The 19,668-nt window shown below is 63.2% G+C and carries 12 protein-coding genes, 1 tRNA gene and 1 pseudogene; 6 read left to right on the forward strand and 8 right to left on the reverse strand.

The annotated features are described in order from the left end of the window. Window positions 1–4 precede the first annotated feature (4 nt). Window positions 5–910 (reverse strand): peptidylprolyl isomerase, encoded by a 906-nt coding sequence (locus E2E30_RS08445; RefSeq protein WP_206365666.1) that lies wholly within the window; start codon window positions 908–910, stop codon window positions 5–7. 110 nt (window positions 911–1,020) lie between these two features. On the opposite strand from E2E30_RS08445, the gene E2E30_RS08450 reads away from it, so the two are divergent. Further along, window positions 1,021–1,111: transfer RNA gene (locus E2E30_RS08450), tRNA-Ser, on the forward strand. A 463-nt stretch (window positions 1,112–1,574) separates the two neighbouring features. Here E2E30_RS08450 and E2E30_RS08460 read toward each other — a convergent pair. Both E2E30_RS08460 and E2E30_RS08465 read right to left on the reverse strand, forming a co-directional pair. Further along, a protein-coding gene (locus tag E2E30_RS08460; protein ID WP_443018398.1) for an IS3 family transposase occupies window positions 1,575–2,740 on the reverse strand; the annotation gives its coding sequence in 2 pieces (ribosomal slippage) (window positions 1,575–2,488 and window positions 2,488–2,740; 1,167 coding nt in all). A 56-nt stretch (window positions 2,741–2,796) separates the two neighbouring features. Further along, window positions 2,797–3,075, reverse strand: coding sequence for a hypothetical protein (locus E2E30_RS08465; RefSeq protein ID WP_133189008.1), 279 nt, complete (start codon window positions 3,073–3,075; stop codon window positions 2,797–2,799). 501 nt (window positions 3,076–3,576) lie between these two features. On the opposite strand from E2E30_RS08465, the gene E2E30_RS08470 reads away from it, so the two are divergent. Beyond that, window positions 3,577–5,040 (forward strand): MFS transporter, encoded by a 1,464-nt coding sequence (locus E2E30_RS08470; protein WP_240699078.1) that lies wholly within the window; start codon window positions 3,577–3,579, stop codon window positions 5,038–5,040. A gap of 835 nt (window positions 5,041–5,875) precedes the next feature. On the opposite strand, the gene E2E30_RS08475 is transcribed toward E2E30_RS08470, so the two are convergent. Both E2E30_RS08475 and E2E30_RS08480 read right to left on the reverse strand, forming a co-directional pair. Continuing rightward, window positions 5,876–7,033 (reverse strand): YdcF family protein, encoded by a 1,158-nt coding sequence (locus tag E2E30_RS08475; RefSeq protein WP_133189010.1) that lies wholly within the window; start codon window positions 7,031–7,033, stop codon window positions 5,876–5,878. Beyond that, window positions 7,033–9,534 (reverse strand): TonB-dependent receptor, encoded by a 2,502-nt coding sequence (locus E2E30_RS08480; RefSeq protein ID WP_133189012.1) that lies wholly within the window; start codon window positions 9,532–9,534, stop codon window positions 7,033–7,035. The genes E2E30_RS08475 and E2E30_RS08480 overlap by 1 nt, the downstream gene beginning before the upstream one ends. Before the next feature lie 122 nt (window positions 9,535–9,656). On the opposite strand from E2E30_RS08480, the gene E2E30_RS08485 reads away from it, so the two are divergent. After that, on the forward strand, window positions 9,657–10,790 hold the full coding sequence (locus E2E30_RS08485; RefSeq protein WP_133189014.1) for an ROK family transcriptional regulator: 1,134 nt from the start codon (window positions 9,657–9,659) through the stop codon (window positions 10,788–10,790). A gap of 575 nt (window positions 10,791–11,365) precedes the next feature. Here the strand turns inward: E2E30_RS08485 and E2E30_RS21220 are convergent. Next, window positions 11,366–11,752, reverse strand: coding sequence for a BLUF domain-containing protein (locus tag E2E30_RS21220; RefSeq protein ID WP_133189016.1), 387 nt, complete (start codon window positions 11,750–11,752; stop codon window positions 11,366–11,368). Window positions 11,753–11,903: 151 nt separating this feature from the next. Then, window positions 11,904–12,488, reverse strand: coding sequence for an SOUL family heme-binding protein (locus E2E30_RS08495; RefSeq protein WP_133189018.1), 585 nt, complete (start codon window positions 12,486–12,488; stop codon window positions 11,904–11,906). Between the two features lie 108 nt (window positions 12,489–12,596). Here E2E30_RS08495 and E2E30_RS21225 point away from each other — a divergent pair, with 108 nt between their 5' ends. From E2E30_RS21225 to E2E30_RS08510, 3 genes are all read left to right on the forward strand, one after another. Further along, complete coding sequence (locus tag E2E30_RS21225; RefSeq protein ID WP_133189020.1) at window positions 12,597–12,803, forward strand: transposase; 207 nt, start codon at window positions 12,597–12,599, stop codon at window positions 12,801–12,803. 217 nt (window positions 12,804–13,020) lie between these two features. Continuing rightward, window positions 13,021–13,431, forward strand: coding sequence for a transposase (locus tag E2E30_RS20915; RefSeq protein ID WP_133189022.1), 411 nt, complete (start codon window positions 13,021–13,023; stop codon window positions 13,429–13,431). 354 nt (window positions 13,432–13,785) lie between these two features. Beyond that, window positions 13,786–16,818 carry a TonB-dependent receptor domain-containing protein gene (locus tag E2E30_RS08510; protein WP_165954478.1) on the forward strand — a complete coding sequence of 1,011 codons (3,033 nt, stop codon included), beginning with the start codon at window positions 13,786–13,788 and terminating at the stop codon, window positions 16,816–16,818. A 427-nt stretch (window positions 16,819–17,245) separates the two neighbouring features. Here the strand turns inward: E2E30_RS08510 and E2E30_RS08515 are convergent. Next, a pseudogene (locus E2E30_RS08515) lies at window positions 17,246–19,445 on the reverse strand (glycoside hydrolase family 3 N-terminal domain-containing protein). Between the last annotated feature and the right edge of the window lie 223 nt (window positions 19,446–19,668).

A 19,668-nucleotide genomic window follows, 5' to 3' on the forward strand; every position in this document is an offset into this window, starting at 1 on the left:
GTGCCTAGCGCCCTACCACGCGCACCGGCACCATAACGTTACACAGATCCGTCGCACCCGCGGGCACCGTGAAGAACGGCCCGCCGCGATTGGCGCGCGCCTCGAGCGTCGCTGCGAAGACGCGCGCGTCGGGGCGCAGATATTCAAACGCCGGCCGGTCCTCCGCGGGCAGATCGGCCGCGATCGCAATCCGCTTGATCGGCACGCGTTGCTTGGGATCCTCGTACAGGCCGAGCCCCCCGCCCGTCCCGCGCGGCAAGGCCGAGAGCGCCGCCATCCCGTCGATCACGCGCCCGACCAGCGCGATATTGCGGTCGAGATGGCGCGGGGCGTGCCCGATCACGGTATAGAGATCGCCCCCTGTCCCGGTATCAGGCGCAAGGTCGCGCGCGACGCCGACCATCCCGTAGCAATGCGGCAACCACTGCCGCGCACCATCGCCCGCGACCGCCCAGCCGCTTGGGGTAAAGCCGGTCCGGGTGGCATAGGCATCGCGATACGGATTGTCGACGGCGACGCCGTGCGCACCCCACGCCCATTCATATTCGGCCGGCGGCTTGGGGACGATCCCGGCGGCAGGCGGCTTCTTCTCGGTCGCATCGCCCCATTGCGTGACGTAATTGTCCTGGACGCGGTAGACGGTCGCGTCCTTCCACCAACCGCTCCGCGCGATCGTGCGGATATTGGCGACGTGTACCGGGGCAAAAGCGGGGGCGAGCCAAATCACGCTGCGACGTCCGTCGGCAAAGTCGATCAGCAGCAGATCCTGCGGGTCGATCGCGCCCCAGGCACTCGCCGGAGCGGCGGCGGCGAGCTGCGCCGCGGTCGGCTTCGGGGCGGGCGCGGGGGCGGGCGCGGGGGCGGCCTGGGCGGCGGCGAGCAGGGCGAAAAGCGGGAGCAGCATCGGCATCCCGCCAACCTGCCCGCTCGGCACGGCGGCGGCAATCCCTGTCGCGCGCAGCAGAATGCTTGCACAGCGGGCAGCGACGCTCTAGGGCCACCCTCCTGTCCAGGACATGCGGAGCGGTGGCCGAGTGGTCGAAGGCGCTCGCCTGGAAAGTGAGTATACGTCAAAAGCGTATCGAGGGTTCGAATCCCTCCCGCTCCGCCAATTACCGCCGAAGAAACGGCACGATACCGTTGATTTGAGTGCAACGAGTTGCAGCGTTTTCACAGATATTCCCACAACACTCGCAGACGTGGCAGGACGCGGAGACATCAGGCAGGTTACCGGAAAAGAACCGGCGGCGGCTAGTCCCGCTGACGGATGTAATACGTCATCGCTTCTTTCGCAGGTGTGTTGCCATCGAAGAGCCGGTAGAACGCATTCGCGGGATCAGGGTGGCAGATAAATCTGTGGACTGTTTCCTGACGCGACCCCGGCACAATGTCTCTAAAAGGTTGGTCGCCGGTGGACATACGCGCAGCCCCACCTGCGTCATACTCCACAAGCGTTTTTATCCTCATTTGTGGCTCATCACCACAACGAACTTCCTCTAAGAATTTGCTATGCCGCATATGGATCGGCCGCTTCGCGCCGATCACTTGGTAGACATTGACGTGACCCCCGTCTTTCATCCAGCCGCAACCAGAGACCGGCCATTGTTGTCGCGCAGGAGCGCGGGCGAAGCAACGGGCGGGTTTAAACCCGCCCGTTGCTTTTCGAGTTCGGCGGCGAAGGCCGCCGGTGTGGCGTAGCCGAGCGAGGAGTGCGGCCGCTCGGTGTTGTAGTCATCGACCCAGCGCGCGAGAATCGAGCGCGCCTGGCGGACCGTGAAGAACAGCGTCTCGTTGAGCAGTTCGTCGCGCATGCGACCGTTGAAGCTCTCGACGAACCCGTTCTGCGTCGGCTTGCAGGGCGCGATGTAATGCCACTCGACGCAGGCGTCACCGGACCAGGCGAGCACTGCATTCGAGGTGAGCTCGGTCCCGTTGTCGCTGACGATCATCTTCGGCCTGCCGCGTTCGACGATCAGATCGGCCAGCTCGCGCACGACCCGCCGGCCTGAGATCGATGTGTCGAGCACCGCCCGCAAGCACTCGCGTGTCACGTCATCGACGATGTTGAGGATGCGGAACCGCCGGCCCGTGGCCATCTGATCATGCACGAAGTCCAGGCTCCAGCGCTGGTTGGGCAGCGCCAGCACCGGGGCCGGCGCCCGTGCGCCGACGGCGCGCTTTCGTCCCTTCCGGCGACGCACCGTCAGACCTTCATCGCGGTAGAGCCGCTGGGTCTTCTTGCGGTTGATCGTGATGCCGTCCCGGCGCAGCAGGATGTGCAGCCGTCGATAGCCGAACCGCCGCCGCTGCTGCGCCAATATGCGCAATCGCGACCGCAGGTCGCCATCATCTCCCCGGCACGAGCGGTACCGCATGCTCGCGCGATCCGCTCCGACGACAGCACACGCCCGCCGCTCGCTCATCCCTAGCGCCGTCTGGAGATGCGCGACCGCTTCCCGCTTTGCGGCAGGCGTCACCATTTTTTTGAAAGCAGGTCCTTCAGACCTGCGTTGTCGAGCATCGTGTCCGCCAGCAGCCGCTTGAGCCGCGCGTTCTCATCCTCGAGCGCACGCAGCCGCTTCGCATCCGACACCTCCAGGCCGCCGAACTTGGCCTTCCACGCGTAATAGGTCGCGCTCGACATGCCGTGCCGCCGGCACAGATCCGTCACCACCGCGCCCGCCTCGGCCTCCTTCAGGATACCGATGATCTGCTCTTCCGAAAACTGCTTCCGCTTCATCTGTCCGTCCCTTCTTCGGGCCGGACTCTAGCTCCAACTGGAGGAAAGAACGGGGGTCACGTCAGGGCAAATGGTACCTTCTTGATGTCGTCCGGGCGCAAATGCAGTTCGACGAACCAACCGATCGCGTGTTGGCTTGGCATAGGCAATGGAAAGCAGATGCGCTGCTCATCGAAGGGGTACCCATCGGGATCGCACTCTTCCAGCTGGCGAAAAGGGCCCGGCTGCCCGGCATCATTCGAGCGCCAGCGCCGAGGGGCAGCAAGGAAGACCGACTTGCCAAGGCGACGGTCCACTTCAGTCGGGAAACTTCCTGCCGCCCGCGTCTGCACCATGGCTTGAAGCGTTCAGAAAAGAGCTGCTGGGATTTCCGGACGCAACAAATGATGACCAGGTCGATGCGCTCAGCCAGTTCGTTGAGTTTGCGTTCCAGCAGGCGACTTGGGTCAACACTCAATACGACAAGACCGGGCGGCGGCTTGATGTGGTGCGCCGTGACAAGCGGCCGCGCTACTATGATGGCGATGTTCCCTCCCAGAACGCGTGGGATCAACTCGCAGAATAAAGCAGTGAGGGCCGCCAAGGGCCGAGCCGCTTTCTCTTTCTGGGTGAAGAGCGGCCGGTCCGCCTTTGAGAGCTAAACCGCAGAGGCGGCCGTTCGTTCATAGGCCATGGGAAAGGATGGCAACGAAGGCCCGTGGCAATGGTCGTTCGTCCGCTTAAACGTCGCAACCGGTTCTCTAAACTGAAATGATCAGCACGTAGGTGCTCGAATCGTTACGTCGGCAAGACACCCGCCGCTTCCGTTAGTCCGAAAGACATTACCGATTTCAAACATGACGGCAGAAAGCCGGATGCTCGCCTACGCTTCCGGCAATTTTGGCAAGGCTCTGGTCTTTGGCGGCGCGGATCTGACGATCCTGTTTCTGCTGACAGACGTATTAGCGTTGAGCGGCGCCCAGGCGGCGGGGCTGATGCTGTTCGCCGTGCTCGGCGATCTGGTGTTCGATCTGCTGGCGGCACGGCTAGTTCTTCACTGGCGGGCGGCCGGGCGCGGCTATCGCTGGACGGTCGCGTTTGCTGCGCTGCCCTGCGGCGCGGCGTTCGCGCTGATCTATGCGATGCCGGCGCTGGGCGTTCATCGTGCCTGGATGCTGGCGGCGGCGATCCTGGTGTTCCGCGGCGCCTATGCGCTGGTCGACGTGCCGCACAATGCCCTCATGGCGCAGCTCACTCGCGACAGCCGGGCGCGGGGGCGCGTCTCCGGCTACCGCCTCCTGTTCAGCACAGCGAGCGCGCTGGCGATCGCCGGGTTCCTTACGCCGATCGTGCAGCAAGTGGGCCATGCACGGCACTTCGGCGCGCTGGCGATGACCGGCATCGGCGCCGGCTGCGTCTTCGGGGTGACGATGCTACTGTGCGCTTGGGCGTCTGGCGGGCGCAGCGGTAGCGCTGAGGAGACGGGGATGCGCGGGGACGGCATTGCCGTGCCGCTACGTGACCCGATGGTGCTGGGGATAGGAGCGCTGGCGCTGCTCACCGGGTTTGCGATGCCCTGCTTCAGCCGCATGCTGATCTATCTGGGCAGCTATGTCGTCAATCGTCCAGGCGCGGTGATGCTGTTGCTGTTGGCGCTGACCGTCGGGCAACTCGCCGGCGTCCTCAGCTGGACCGCGCTCACCCACCGGTTCAGCAAGAGCCGGCTGCTCGCGGCGGGCCATGCGGTCAGCGCCTCGGGCCTGGTCTTTTTCGGCCTGTGTCTGGCGTGGCCGGCCGGGCAGCTGGCCAGCGCCGCGCTGATCGGCTTCGGCTTTGCCAGCGTTTTCATGCTGCCCTGGGGGCTCCTCGCCGACGCGATCGACATCGTCGAGTGGCGGAATGGCAGGCGGTTCGAGACGGGGCTGTTCGCCTTTTACCTGGTGCTGGTGAAGTCGAGCGGCGCCGCGTCGACCGCGACGATCGGCTGGGTGCTGGACGCGCTCGGCTACGTCCCGGGTGCAGTCCAGCCGACCGGGGTGCATCTCGGCATGCTCGGGCTGGGCCTAGGCGTGCCGCTGGCGGGTGCGCTGCTGGCGATACTGCTGCTGCGCCGCTTCACGCTGGATCATGCGGGCCATGCACGGCTGTTGCGCGCGCTGCAGCGGCGTCAGGCCGGGGCAGAGCCGGTCTCCGGATCGAAGCGCGGGTTGGAGAAGTCCAGCGGCGAAGGCGCCACCTTGGCAGGTGGCACCGCACTTTCGACCCAGGCGCGGCAGAGCATGTCGCGCAGCATCGCGGCACCGGCCGCCGTTCGTTCGTAGATCAGGCCGCGCACGTCCTTGTCGGCGAAGTTGCTGAAACCGTCGTGCTTTTCCAGCTGATACACCATTTCCATCCGGTCGCCTGACCGGTCGAGGAAGGCGAGGACTGCGTCGAACATGTCGCCCTGCAGATGAGCGGGCGCGCCGATCCGCGGAGCGATGTCCGCCACGGCGAGTTGCATGCCATCGACGAAGCGCGTCTCGAAGCGGCTATGGATGGTCCGGTCGCGCGTGTATCCGTTGGGGTTGGGCCCAAGCCAACCGTCCGAGTTGACGGAATCGTGCAGCGGCTGCGATCCATCGCCGATATAATGGCCGAGCCGGATCACCTGGAACGCGCAATGCTGTTCCGGCACGGATACGTCGCCACCGCTCGCTTGCGCCTTGCGGACATAGCGCATGCAGACGATCAGCCGGTCATAGGCCTCCATCGCGGCATAGGGCAGCGTGCCGGTCCAGCGGACATTGGTGCGGGCGGCGGTCGCCGGTTCGCTGCCCTTGATCACTTCATAGTATTTTTTGAGCGCGAGGATGAAGGCATAGCGCGAACGCGGGACCGGCGTCAGGAAGGCGAATTGCTCGCGGAACCAGCCATGGTTGGGATCTTCCTCGATCTTCGAGAAGCCTTCCGACTCTCCGCGCCAGCTGTCCGGCAGCGACGCCGAAGCGGCGATATACTCGGCATAGCGGCGCAGGAAGATGGGGCCGTCATCGGGAACGGTCTGGATCGCCGCGCGATCGATCACCGCATGCGCCGTCCCGCCCCAGGCGTAGGCGGCGGCGGGGCACAAGGTGAGGGCGGCGGCCAGAGCGAAGCGGCGCATGGTAGTTCCTTTCAGGGGTCGAGGGGATCGCGCGGATCGACGCGCTCGGAGGCCCGCGACGGGCGGAACACCAGCTCGGTCCGCGAGACCCGGCGGACGACTGTGCCGGGCTGGTAGCCGAGTTCGGCGGCGTTGCGATCGGTGAACGTCGCGCTTTCGATATAGGCGCTCTGCAGCGGGTTGCAGACGATCACCGTCTCCGCTGCCATCGGCGCTCCCATCGCCAAGAGCAGGCGGCTAGCGTTGCGCAGGTTGGTGGTAGTGTGGCGGGCATAGGGCTCGCTGACGATCGCTTCGGGCGGAATGCCGTAGCGCTCGATCAGCGCCTTGCGCATCTCGTCCGCCTCGGTGAACGGCGTCGCGCGCGGATGCGCCCGGCCTCCGGTCACGAGAATGAAAGCGATGTCGCCTGCCGCGAATCGGATCGCGGCGAGGCGGAGATGGTATTTGCCGAACGGGCTGAGCGGCTCTCCTTCGATTTCCGGGCCGACTCCGGTCACGATCATCGCGCTGTAGCGATAGCGCTTCCAGTCGAGCGTCTTCGCCCGGTCCATCGCTGCGGCATTGACGCCGCCGGTCAGCGGCTCATGGCCGATCGCATCGGTACGGTCGCTGAGGTCGAGCAGGGCCGCCGCATAGTCGAGGCTGGGATCGAGCCGCTGCGCCGATCGGGCGCGGGGCGTCTCGGCGAGCCAGTCGGCGGCCTGCAGACGCGTGCGAAGGTCCCGCGGCGACAGCGTCCCGGGGCCATCGATCGCGGTAGTGGGCGTGGCGCCCAGGGCATAGACCCGGACGATGCCGTTGATGCCGGCGATCTCGCGATCCACCTGCGCGGCAACGCCGTCGTCCGGTGCGGGTAAGCCTTTCTGCGCGACCAGCGCGCGGCGCACCGCTTCGCTCTCGCTATCGCTCCACAGCAGCGCCTTCGCCCGGCAGGCAAGATCCTGACCGCAGGCCACGCGCCGCTCCCGCCGCGCGCGCGACACGCTCAGCATGCCGGGTGCGCCGGCGATTCGGTCGAGCGCCGCCGGATTGCGTCCGGCGGCATCGAGCAGGGGAAAGAGCCGTGCCGACAGCGCCGCCAAGGCGCCGTCGCCAACGTCCCCGGCTGAAGCCGGGAACGCCAGTACCGTTACCGCCAGCACGGCGGCGGAGAGCAGGGCGCGCATCACCAGCTGCGGCTGAGGATGAAGCGGAAGTTCCGACCAAACAGCGGGCGGCCATAGATCGCCTGCGCAGTGCCCTGGCCAGCAAATTGGTCGGTACGCGTATTGCCCTCGGTCAGGCCGTGCGCGTTGAACAGATTGTCTCCGACCACTTGGACGTGCCACGCGCCCCTATCGAGCAAGACGCCGCCGCCGATCGTCTGATAGCCCGGCATCGCGGTGCGGTTGAACAGGTCGACATAGCGCTTTCCGACCCATTCGAAGCGCCCGAAGACCGAGAGCTTCTGCTCGCCAAGATCAATATCGACGCTCGGCCGCAGATTGCCGAAGAACTTCGCCTCGCGGATGATCTGGTTGCCATTCACCGCGCTGGGATCGGCGCCCGAATTGTTCTGGAGATTGGCATATTCCGGGTTCTGCCAAGTCACCGATCCGTTGAGCGAGAACCAGCGGATCGGCGAGACGCGGCCGTCCAATTCAACACCCTTTACGGAGGCTTCGCCGATAAATGGAAGCGTCTGGTCGTTGCGGCCGGTCAGCGGGTTGAACGCCGCGAACGAGGCGTTGAAGGGATTGAACTTGGTATAGAAGCCGGTGGCATAGAGATAGTTGGGGCCGAAGCTCGCCTTCAGGCCGACTTCATATTGGCGAGCCTTGGTCTTGATGATCGTCGCGTTGATCCCCGTCACCGCGCCCAGCTGAGGCGGCACTTCGAGGTTCGAGATGCGGCCATAGGCGCCGAGATGGCCGTTGAGGTCGTAATTGACGCCGACGGTCCAGTTGGTCGCGCTGGGCTTAAGGCGCTGGTCGAGCACCTGACCGGTGAAGGCTCTGGTAGTGTCGTCGGCCAGCGTCGTCGCGTCGCCGAGATTGACCTGCGTCGTCGGCAGCGCGATTCCCTTATAGCTGTACTTCTCGGTGCGGATACCGGCGTCGACGCGCAGGCCGCGGGCGATTTCCCAGGTGTCGTTGGCGTAGACGGCGATCATTTGTGCGTCGCCAGCGCCCTGGTTGAGCGTGGTGGTGTAGCGCAGCACGCCGTTCTGGGTGACCGAGCCCAGCACCTGCCCGGTGGCCGCATAAGCGAGCAGGTCGAGCGTACGCGGCTGGCTGCGCACTTCGATCAGCATGTCCTGATAGGCCTGGCGCAGCGTGTTGCCATAGAAGGCGCTGTAGACGCCCGCTCGCACGTCGTGAGTGCCGATCGCGGTCTCGAACTTGCGGGTGACGCTGAGATCGCCCTGCACTGAGTAGAAATCCGATTCCGAAGCGCGATACTGGCCCGACATGACGAGGCCCGACGCGGTCGCGGGATCATACACCGACGTGCCGCTGGTACCCGCGAACGCATAGCCGAGCCGTGCGACATTGGGGCCGAAGGCGGTGCGGGCGGCGGTCAGGTAGCTGGCTGCGAAGGTGTTCGCGTCGGCCGGGTTGGTGGTCGAATAGAATGCGTCGAAACTCGACTTGCCCTTAGTGCCGCCGACCTTGGCCGAGACATTCCAGCTACCGAAGTTCGCCTCATAGTCCAGCGCTGCATTGAAGAAGCGCATGTGGCGGCCGTTCGACAGGTCACGGCTCATGCTCTGGAGCGCGCCGGCACCGTCGCGATACTTGATGTTGACGTTGCGCAGCGACGGCGAGTTCAGCGTACCGGTGAAATAATCGATATAGTTGTTGAGCGAGACGGCCGGGTTGCGCGGATCGTTGGTCGGGATCGGCAGGTAGAAGACGTTGTGGTCGTTCACATATTCGGCCGAGATCTTCACGAAGCCGTTGCTCAGCTCGCGCTTGAGGTTGGCGCGGATCTGGCCGCCCTTGTCGCTCGGGAAGCCGCCATAGCGATAGCCGTCATGCTGGCGGATAAAGCCGCCGATCGCGAAATAGGTGTTGTCGCTGATCGGGCCGGACTGCATCGCGTCGAGCCGGTAAAGGCCGGTGTTGCCCAGCGTAATCTGCGCCTTGCCGCGCGACTGGGGGCCACCCGACACGGTGATGTTATTGGCGATTGCCGCCGCACTGCTGGCATAGATCGGCGCCGGGCCGCCGCGCACGATCTCGACCCGTTCGGTCATCAGGTCGTAGCGGTTCATGCCTTCGCCGGAGTTGAAGAAGACGCCGTCGATCTCGTGGTAGAGCGGCAGCCCGTCCTGCTGGAAGATCAGATAGCCGCGATCGCTGGGAATGCCGCGCACGCGAGTGATGTTCTGCACCTCACCGCCGGTTGCCTCCACCTGGATGCCGGGAATGGTGCCGAGTAGGTCGGCGAAGCTTTTCGGTGCGATTTTCTCGACATCGGTCTGGCTGAGCGAATTGACCGCATACGAGACATCGAAGCGGCGCTGCGCGCGTGCCGAACCGGTGACGATGATGTCCTCACCCGCGCCTTCAGCGAGTTGTGTCGGCTCGGCAGCCGGCGTGGCTGTGGTCTGCGCAAAGGCTGGCGTGGACAGCACGCTAAGCGCGAGTACCGCGCAACTAACAGCGAAATCTTGCTTCTTCATGTGTGGTTTCCCCCGTGATTTTTCAATCTCTGGGGGGCGATGTGCGGAGCTGATGACAGAATTAATTATTTCTGAGAAAATTAATCGCATACAGCCTGTCCGGCTGATACAAACTATCGGAGATGAGACATCGGCCCTTCACGCTGCTCGACGAGGAAAGGCGGCTGCTCTGGCAACTGCGCACAGTCGGACCGCAGTCGCGCTCTGCGCTCGCGGAGACCCTGCAGATCAGCAACAGCGCCATTTCCAAGCTGACAAAGGCACTGATCGGGCAGGCGTTGATCGAAGAACTCCCGGCCGAGGCGCTAGCCGGACGGGGCCGCCCGACTGTGCCGCTGCGCATCTCGCCGGCCGGTGGCTATGCCGTCGGGCTGGCGATCTATGCCGGGTTGCTCGAAATTGCGCTGGTCGATTATGCCGGGGGTGTTGTGTCGCTCACCTCAGAGAATATTGATCCCGTCGATCCGCACCTTTTCGCACGTCATGTCGATCGCCGCATTCAGGAGTTGGCGATCAAGCATCGCCTACTGGGCAGTCGGCTCTACGGTGTCGGCTTCAGCGTGCCCGGTCCGTCCCTGTCGCGTGACGGCAACCGTTGGCACATTGTTCGCAACCTGCCGGGTTGGAAGGACGCGCCGCTCCGTGAGATTTTCGCAGAAGCACTCCGGCTGCCGGTCTGGATAGAGAATGATGCGGCGGCGGCGGCGCTCGCCGAATATTATCTGGGCGGGCTGATCCGCCGCTGCACAACCGCGGTAGTGATCCTGCTCGGCCATGGCGTCGGAGCGGGTATCGTTCATGAAGGCAAGCTAATGCGCGGCGAGTCAGGTGGCGCCGGGGAGATCGGCATGTTCTATCCGGGCAACCAGCCGCGTCCGACGACGCTGGACCTCATCGCGACACTGCAGGCGGCAGGCTGCGCCGTCGAATCGCTGGCCAATTTCGCAGAGGTGATCGCTGGATTTGAGTCGGTTGTCGACCAGTGGATGGATCGCGCGGCCAATCAGCTACTGCAAACCATCAACTCGGCGCTGGCATGGTTCGACCCGGGCGCGATCCGACTTACGAGTCCGTTGCCGGCGACGATTATGCATGGTCTGGCCGACCGCCTGAACCGCCAAGCGATCACCTGGGGCGATCATATCGCGGACAGCGACAAGGGGCGGTACGACATCGATGTATCGCAGCTAGGTGGCGCGGGTTCCGCTCTCGGTGCCGCGCTACTGCCAATTCACGACTCGATCGAACGCGTATAGCGGATGGTCGGGTGCCGCGACTCGCAAGTGATCCTTAGCGTTTTTTCGATCCCTTTTCGCAGCGACGACAAGCTGCCGGTCGATCTGCACTCTGATGAACGCCGGCTTTCTGACGAAGTCGACTTAACGAGATCAACGAACGACCGAAGTCGAGACGGGGGAAGAGCGCTCGAACGTCCGAGCCTGGGTCATGCCGGCCGCTAATTAATCTTCGAAAACATGTGATCTCGGTCGTTTCATCGGTACTTTTTGCGCGCGTCGAACGTGCTTGCTTCGACCGCGATGGGTCGTGCGATTGGATAGAATTGAGTCGTTTAATTTTTACGACTTGGTCAACGGACCGCAGCTATTCCAAAATTCGCCGACCAGGACCGGTTTGTCCGCAACCAGCCCCGTCGCAACCGTTTCGCGGATGACTTGGCGATGACCTCTCCGGGCAATTGCGAGCCGTCTGTTTCGGTCAAAGCAAAGTCTGCAGCTGAGAGCGAGCAGCACTTTATCAGAGGTGCCCTTTAGCCCTTCTGCCGGTGCGGCCCTCTGGGGATTGGGTTCGAGGCCTCCATTAGCTGACTGAGTTAAGTTCGCCCAAGTGTATCCAGAGGCCCCGAAGCGAGGTGCGCGAGAATACGCCTTAGCGCCGCAATGCTGTTTTCATTTTCGGCATCCTCAAGCGCGGCCCGCAGCACCGCAGGCATATTGTCGGCTCCGACCAACTCCATCTGCCAATTCGGATACAGACGCGCGCGCCTTTCGACACACCGGTCCAGTGCGACGCTGTCGTGATGGCGCGGATCGCTATGAAGGCTAACTGTCTTGGTTTCGACCTCAGCGGGCGTGCCCTCGATCCATTGGAAGAAGACGCCGCTTCCAAAAACCACCCCCCCGGTGATGTCGCGGAGAACATAGGTTAGCTTGCTTTGCCTATGCCGGGCAGGTTGGGCGGTCCGGTTGGTCAGCGGCAGGTTAGCGCCTCTTTTTCATTTGTGTAGGGAAGCATAGGAGCCCGATCCCTGCTCCGGGCGAACGACCGCTTTTCCGCAAGGCCCGACTACGACGGAAAAGCACAGTTTGAGGCGGGTTACACCACAGCGGTTAGCTACACCAACCCGGCCGTTAGCCTACCGCGATCATCACCTCGTTGCGCCGAAACGGCGGCGCTACGAACGGCGAGTTGTAGAAGGCAATCACAACATCGCCGGTCGCTTCGAGGTCCCGCGCTGATAACCACTCTCGCAGGCGCATCTCCTGTTCGGCTAACCTTGTGTCACGGCCGAGGCCGGCGAAGCGGACAACCGCCATCCGGCGCGCGGGAAGTTCTGCAGCGGTGACGCCGTCGGGCATATCGGGCAACGTCGCTGCGGTGAAGCGCGCAGGCATCACGAAGCGCGTGCGCCAGGCATCCATCGCGCGGTCCGATAACACTGGCGCGGTCATTGCGATCTTTTCGCGCTTGTTGCCAAAGATATACTTCGCCAGCCGTTGAAATCCCGCTTTGAGCGCGACGCTCCGCTCGGCGAGGACGGCGGTTTCCACCACGAGGATGGCGGCATAATCCCGCAGCTCGAACGCACCGTCTTTCTCGACGATTGTATAATCAGGCTGTTCGAGATTTCGTTCGTACAAGCCCAACCCTCCGGTCACGAGCGTTGCAAGGCCAAGCCCAAGAGCGCCCCAGCCAAGAATGTTGTGCGTCTTCATGTCACGCTCCAATACTGAGCCGGTTTAGATCAACAGCCTATCCGACTACTACAGCCTCGCAGACCTTGAACCATCGCCAATTTGGGCGAGGTATGCGCCACCGCTTTGATGATCGTCCGAAGCGCCAGCGGCCCCTGGCGACCGCCCGAAGAGAACCGTTCAATCATCACAGGCATCCTCTGGCGGCTGCGTTGCGGCACGACGTGGCACGACGTGGCCCCCAAACCCGGCAACTGGAACACGATCTACCGGCGGTTTTGGCGCTGGAGCGAGGCCGGGTCTGGGAGGCCGTATCGGTCACGCTGGCCGAGATGATGGCCGACAGCGGCGATTACCGTATCAATAGCACCACGTTCGTTCCCACGTCTCGGCAGCAAGCGGAAAAGGAAGCTCATCGAAGCGCTCTTGGTCGCTCGCGGGGCGGGTTCACCAGTAAGTTTCACTGTCTGGCAGATGCCCGAGGACGACCACTCGCCTTCCACCTGCCGGTCGGCAAGCGGCCGGTTGCAAGGCCGATGAAACGCTGATCGCCATGCCGGAGAAGGCGCCAAAAGCGCTCCTGGCGGACAAGGGATATGACGCCGACGCCATCCGAGCCGACCTTGCGCGCCGCACCATCCAGCCCGTCATCCCGGGCCAGTCAAACCGTCGGATCAAGATCGAACACGACCGGTCGCTCTATAAGAAACGCAATCATATCGAACGATTCTTCGGCCGCCCCAAAATCAACCCTGCCATCGCCATCGGCTACGACCAACTCGCCGAAAGCTTCCTTAGCATGATCTCATATCGCCGCCGCCAGGAACTGGCTCAAAACAACGCGCGATCTCAGACGTACACCCCGGTCTTTTCGCCGGAGGGCAACATCTTTCAAATCCCTCGCTCTGGTCGGATTGCCGAAATGGAAGCTCTTCTCCGCGCTAATGCGACCGAAGTCATATGATGCGCGAGCGCTTGTCGATCTGCTTAAGTATATGATAAAAAAACGAAAATAAGGCGATGGTGCCCAAAGTCAAATCTACTCGATGTTTGCGCAACACCAAGACCGAATCCCCGATACAAATAAAAAACTAAATTCGAGTTCATATGTGTCAGTGGTGTTGCAAAAGAGCGGATAGGCGGGAGAATGAGGCGAGCTCTAAAAAGGGCCGCACATAAAGTCGAACTGATAAACAAGGGGATTTTTATGTTTCCAGGTGCCTCGCAGGGGCGGGCTAAGCTTGCCTTGTCCGCGTCCCTTATCGCTCTATCGTATGTCGGGGCGCCCGCGTTTGCCCAAACTGCGCCGGCTCCGGTGGTGTCGTCCGATACGGCCCCTGATTCTGACACCGACCGTGAGATCGTCGTCACCGGGTCGCGCATAGCGCGGCGCGGCACCGAAACCGCTTCGCCGTTGCAGACCATCACGTCGCAGGACCTCGATGCGCGCGGGTATCAGACCGTGGCACAGGCGCTGAATGAGCAACCAGCATTTGGCGTGCCGGGCGCATCCCCTGTCGGATTCAACCAATCAGGCTTCGGGGCAGGACAGAGCTTCGTCAATTTTCTCGGGTTGGGATCACAGCGTACGCTCACGCTCGTTAACGGCCGCCGCTTCGTGTCGGGTAATACGTCCTCGATCTTCGGTCCGACCGGCTCGGGTGGAAACCAGGTCGACCTCAACGTGATCCCGACCAAGCTCATCGATAAGGTCGAGACGGTCGCTGCGATCGGCGCGCCGATCTACGGCTCGGATGCCATAGCAGGCACGATCAACATCATTCTAAAGCGGAACTACCAAGGCTTCGACATCGACGGGCAAACGGGCATTTCGTCGAGAGGGGACGCGCCCGACAATCGCATTCGTTTCCTGGCCGGCAAGAATTTCGCCGAGGGGCGCGGAAACATCACCGTGTCGGGCGAATATAACGTGTCAAAGGGGTTGCTGTTCACCGACCGAGCGCAGACCGCATCGGACGACCGGTTTGACGTCGCGCCCTCGGGGTCGGGCCCACAGCCCATCTATGCGAACGAGCGCATCCCCTCAATTTCGCCTTATGGCATCCCGCTCGTCACCGATTTCATCAGCACGGCTCCGGGCGCACAATCGTCTGCCTATATCGGCGCGCCAAACCTCAATGTCGGCATCACTAACGCTGCGGGCCAGCAGCTGAAGTTCGACCAGCAGGGCAATCTCGTCCCGATCGATTTTGGTACGGTCGTGGGTTCGGGCGGCACCTCGATCTTCAGTTCGGGCGGTAACGGCTTTTCGTTGCGTGACGTCGAGAATCTGGTCACCGATATCAAGCGCTACAGTGCCAATGCGGAATTTTCGTACGACATCTCGAGCAATCTGCGTTTCTTTGCCGAAGGCTGGTACAGCGTCAGTCAGGGCCGCAACCTTGCCAGTCAGCCTGTCTACAATTCTGCGCTTTTCGCTGGCGGCGGTTCGCGCGACGGGAATCTGATCGTCTCGATCAACAACCCTTACCTCACCCCTTCGGCGCGTACCGCGATCATCAATTCGATCCAGACCAACCCGTTCAGTGACAGCCCGACGCAGAATTATTTCTACCTTGGCCGGGCTAACGTCGATCTGTCGTCTGGCGTGTCCACCGGCAAATCGGAAGTCGTTCGCGGAGTCGCGGGTTTCGATGGAGAGGTGACGATCTTGCAGGCGCGGCCGTGGCGCTTCGAGGGGTATATCAATTACGGCCGGTCGCATGTGACTAGCCGCAATCCCGAGCTCAACGAGCAAAACTTCCTCAACGCGATCAACGCGGTATCGTCAGGTGGGCAGATCACGTGCGCGCCGGGTGCTGTCAACTCGCCGATCGCAACCGTCAGCGCGACCTGTGCCCCGATCAATCCGTTTGGCGGCCAGGTCTCGCAGGCCGCAAAGGATTATATCACCACCATTGCAACGCCGGAAAACATCAACAACCAGTATGACGGCGTGATATCGATCGCGGGCCCGCTGCTCAAGCTCCCGGGCGGGGATTTGGCTTTTGCGCTGGGGTACGAGCATCGCGCGGAAAACTCGCGGTTTAAACCCGGCGCTTTCTATCAGGGCGCCACGACCGACCTTTATCCCGGCGATTTCGACCAGAATGGCGATCCGATCGACCTGTTCTACGGCCGCTCGGTGCCGATCCAGCCGGTCTATGGGGCATATCACACCAACGAGATTTTTGGCGAACTCAACGCCGATCTGATCTCGCCGTCGAACGCCGTGCCTTTTGTCCATCAACTGTCGATCCAGACCGCCGGTCGCTATATCTGGAATTCGATCGCCGGGAACGATCCGACCTATACCGTCCAAGGTCGGTATGCCCCGCTTCCAGATATCGCGTTTCGGGGGGCCTATACCCGCGCGGTCCGCGCGCCCTCAATCACCGAAGCGTTCAATCCAACCTCGAGCTCCTTTGGTTTTGCAACCGACGTGTGCGACCAGTCCTTGCGCAACCAGGGGCCAGCCCCTGCGACGCGTGCGGCGAACTGCGCTGCGGCAGGCGTCCCGGCCAATTTCACCTCGCTTTCGAACCAGCGCTCGTTCTTCACCTACGTGTTCGGTAACCCCAAGCTCCAGAATGAAAAATCGGATAATTTCACGGTCGGCGCGGTGGTGACTCCACGTTTTCTCAAGGGCTTCAGCGCGACGATCGATTATATCGACATCAAGCTGCAGAATGCGATCAGCCAGTATTCCAACTCGCAAGTCGTCGCTGCCTGCTATGATGCCGCGACGTTCCCGGCGAATCAATTCTGCTCGCTCGTAACGCGCGATTTTTCTGCCGCGCCGGCGTCGAGCGGCTATGCTCAGCTCAAGCAGGTTGGTTCTTCCTACTTCAACTCCGCGCAACTTCGCTACAAGGGTATTCTGGCCGAGGTGGAATATCGTACCCGCTCGGATTTCCTCGGCGCGGGGAGCCATATCGGCTTCTCGGTCAATTATCAGTATCTCGACACGCTCTCGACCGCGGCGACCGCTGGTTCGGCGCCAACCAACACCGGAAATTCGGTCGGCTATTCGCGGCACAAGGGGATTGCCACGGTTCGTTATGACATTGGCGGTTTCTTTGGGCAGGTGCAGGTCAACTATATCGGGTCGGCGCGGGTCGATCCTGATACCGCTTATAATTTCTACTCGGTGCCGAAGGTCGGTGCCTTCACCTATGTAAACCTCTCGCTACGCTATGAAGTGAACAAGCAGTTCTCGATCAATGCCGACGTCGACAATCTGTTCAACGCAAAGGCACCCTTTCCCTATCCGGCGTCAGGTGGGACAGCGACCTACTTTCAGGGCATAATTGGGACGTATCTCCGCTTCGGCGCGGCGGTGCATTTCTAAGCCGGGACACGACGTTCCCGAGGGCGGTGCTGTGCGGCACCGCCCAAGTGGCTACGCTCGGTTACGATCCTGCCCAACCAATTGAACAAGCGTCCGAAGAGGGAATGCGGATCGCACGGCCCGAACGATCGCAATCGGGTCGTACCGGCCGCGAAGCGGTCGGCGGAATATCAGTTAGATCTACGGTCAGTTGATCGCGCCGCAGCGGATCGACTTGAGAGATTGTTCTTTATTTGTTCTAGTGCGGGCATGGCTCGCTTCGATCATCAATCCGAACCAGTCGTCACGCCCGACGACCTCGCCGCAACCGTCCTGACGGCTCTGTCAGACCAACGAGGCGCTCGCTATCGTGGCCAAACGAGCCGCAAATCGAGAGCCCTGCCCCCTAGCCCGTTCCGCGTTAGACTGACAGCACCCGCGCAACCGCCTATACCACTACGATTGAGGCTGGCACGCCCGCGATCGAGGACGGCGCGACCCAGACATCGAATGCCCCCGGCTCGGCGAAGCGGCGATAGTCGCGATGGACAAAGGCCAAATCCGCCCGCGTCAGCCTGAACGCCACGCGCGCACTTTGCCCGGGGTCGAGGTCGAGATGGCGAATGCCCTTCAGCGCGCGGACCGGCTGGGTAAGGCTTTGCGACCTTGTCGTGGATATACAGCTGCGCCACCTCGTGCAGTCGCCGTTTGCCCGTGTTGGTGATCGTCGCCGAGACGATGATCGCGCCGTCGCCGGCAAGGGTCGTCGCGCTAACCGAGGTGCTGGAATAGCGGGCGGTCGCGTAGCCCAATCCGTGCCCGAACGGGTAGAGCGCTGCGTTCGTCACGTCGCGGTAGCGCGCTTTCCATGTCGGATCCGCGCCGAGTTGCGGGCGGCCGGTGGTGCGATGGTCGTAGAAGAAGGGCTCCTGCCCCGATGCCTGCGGGAAGCTAACCGGCAGGCGGCCCTGCGGCGCGACGGCGCCGAACACGATATCGGCCATCGCATGGCCCGTTTCGGATCCGAGGAACCAGGTCGCCAGGATCGCCGGCGCCGCGCGCACCGCGCCGCTCAGCGCGAGGGCGCGGCCATGCCGCAGCAGCACGATGACGGGTTTGCCAGTTGCGGCTACCGCTTCTGCCAGCACGCGTTGCGGCTCGGGGATCGTCACCTCGACCCGCGCCTGCGCCTCGCCCGACATGCGCGCACTCTCGCCGATCACCAGCACGACCACGTCCGACGCCTTCGCGGCCGCGACCGCCTCCTCGATCCCGCCCGCGAGCGGCGCCTCGTAATCGGCGCCGCGCGCCACGCGCAGCGTTGCCCCCGGCGCCAGTGCCGCGCGAAACCCCTCTTCCGGTGTGACGCACGACGCGAAATCGGGAAAACTCGCCCAGGGCCCAGGCATGTCGCCCCTGTCGGACACGCAGGGACCGATCAGCGCGATCTTCGCCGACGTCGCCAGCGGTAGCAGATCCCCCTTGTTCTTGAGCAGAACGATCGACTTGCCAGCCGCCTCGCGCGCCAGCACGATCGCCTGCGGCAGGCGCACGTCGCGCTGCTCGCGCGCGAGATCGAGCGATCGATAGGGATTGTCGAACAGCCCGAGCGCCTGCTTGACGCGGAGCACGCGCCGCACCGCGGTATCGACCGTCGCCAGCGTGACCTTTCCCGATCGTACCAGCGCGGGCAGATGCGTGTTGTACAGCCCGCTCTGCATCGAGATGTCGCATCCCGCGTTGATCGCCTTGGCCGCCGCATCGGCGCCATCGGCGGCGAAACCGTGGAGGATCATCTCTTCGTCCGATGTGTAATCGGACACGACCAGCCCCTTATATCCCCATTCGCCGCGCAATATGTCGGTGAGCAGATAGCGGTTGCCGGTCGAAGGCACCCCGGCCACGTCGTTGAAGCTCGCCATCGTCAACAGCGCGCCGGCGTCGAACGCGGCCTTGAACGGTGGCAGATGCGTCTCGCGCAGTGTCGTCTCGGGGATGTCGGCGGTGTTGTAGTCCATGCCGCCCAGCACCGCGCCGTAGCCGGCGAAATGCTTCGGGCAGGCCAGCACGCAATCCTCTGCCGTCAAATCGTCGCCCTGGAATCCGCGCACGCGCGCCGCGGCGAACTGCGCGCCGAGCCAGCTATCCTCGCCCGCGCCCTCGACGACGCGGCCCCAGCGCTGATCGCGCGCGACGTCGACCATCGGCGCGAAGATCCAGTGGATTCCCTTGGCGCTCGCCTCGACCGCCGCCGCGCGCGCGGTGCGCCGGGCGAGCTCGGGATCGAAACTCGCCGCTTCGCCGAGCGGCACGGGAAACGTCGTTTTCATCCCGTGGATCACATCGCCCGCGAAGATCAGCGGGATCTTGTGCGGCCCCTGCTCGACCGCGACACGCTGGAGTTCGCGCCCCGCGGCGACGCCGATGCCGTTGTACAGCCCTGTCATCCGCCCCGCGGCGATCTCGCGCTTCACTGTATCCATGCTCTGCGCGACGAGCCCGGGATTGACCGGCGGCCCGTCGATCCGTGCGGGATCGCTGAAGATGCTGAGCTGTCCGGCCTTCTCCTCGAGGCTCATCGCGGCGATCAGGCGCTCGATCCGCGCATCGCGCATAAGACCGACACGCGCGACCGCGGGCGAAAGCATGATCGATATCGCCGATACGGACGCGCCCTTGAGCAGCGTGCGGCGCGAAACAAGGCTCGTCACTGGTCATCCTCTCCTGTGCCGTCGCGAATCGCCGTGGCGTCTCGGACGCGACGCATTTTCCGCTTGGCGAATGCGCATGAAACCGGTTACTGGGCAAGTCTTGGAACCGGTTACCCGGCCCGTCAGAGGCCGGTTCGGGGTTCCGTCCAGCACCGCGCTG

This window comes from Sphingomonas sp. AAP5, assembly GCF_004354345.1.
Taxonomy (GTDB): domain Bacteria; phylum Pseudomonadota; class Alphaproteobacteria; order Sphingomonadales; family Sphingomonadaceae; genus Sphingomonas; species Sphingomonas glacialis.

Coding starts and splice junctions, on each gene's coding strand:
- E2E30_RS08445 (WP_206365666.1), bottom strand. CDS start 910: ATGCCGATGCTGCTCCCGCTTTTCGCCCTGCTCGCCGCCGCCCAGGCC.
- E2E30_RS08465 (WP_133189008.1), bottom strand. CDS start 3,075: ATGGTGCAGACGCGGGCGGCAGGAAGTTTCCCGACTGAAGTGGACCGT.
- E2E30_RS08470 (WP_240699078.1), top strand. CDS start 3,577: ATGACGGCAGAAAGCCGGATGCTCGCCTACGCTTCCGGCAATTTTGGC.
- E2E30_RS08475 (WP_133189010.1), bottom strand. CDS start 7,033: ATGCGCGCCCTGCTCTCCGCCGCCGTGCTGGCGGTAACGGTACTGGCG.
- E2E30_RS08480 (WP_133189012.1), bottom strand. CDS start 9,534: ATGAAGAAGCAAGATTTCGCTGTTAGTTGCGCGGTACTCGCGCTTAGC.
- E2E30_RS08485 (WP_133189014.1), top strand. CDS start 9,657: ATGAGACATCGGCCCTTCACGCTGCTCGACGAGGAAAGGCGGCTGCTC.
- E2E30_RS08495 (WP_133189018.1), bottom strand. CDS start 12,488: ATGAAGACGCACAACATTCTTGGCTGGGGCGCTCTTGGGCTTGGCCTT.
- E2E30_RS21225 (WP_133189020.1), top strand. CDS start 12,597: ATGATCGTCCGAAGCGCCAGCGGCCCCTGGCGACCGCCCGAAGAGAAC.
- E2E30_RS20915 (WP_133189022.1), top strand. CDS start 13,021: ATGCCGGAGAAGGCGCCAAAAGCGCTCCTGGCGGACAAGGGATATGAC.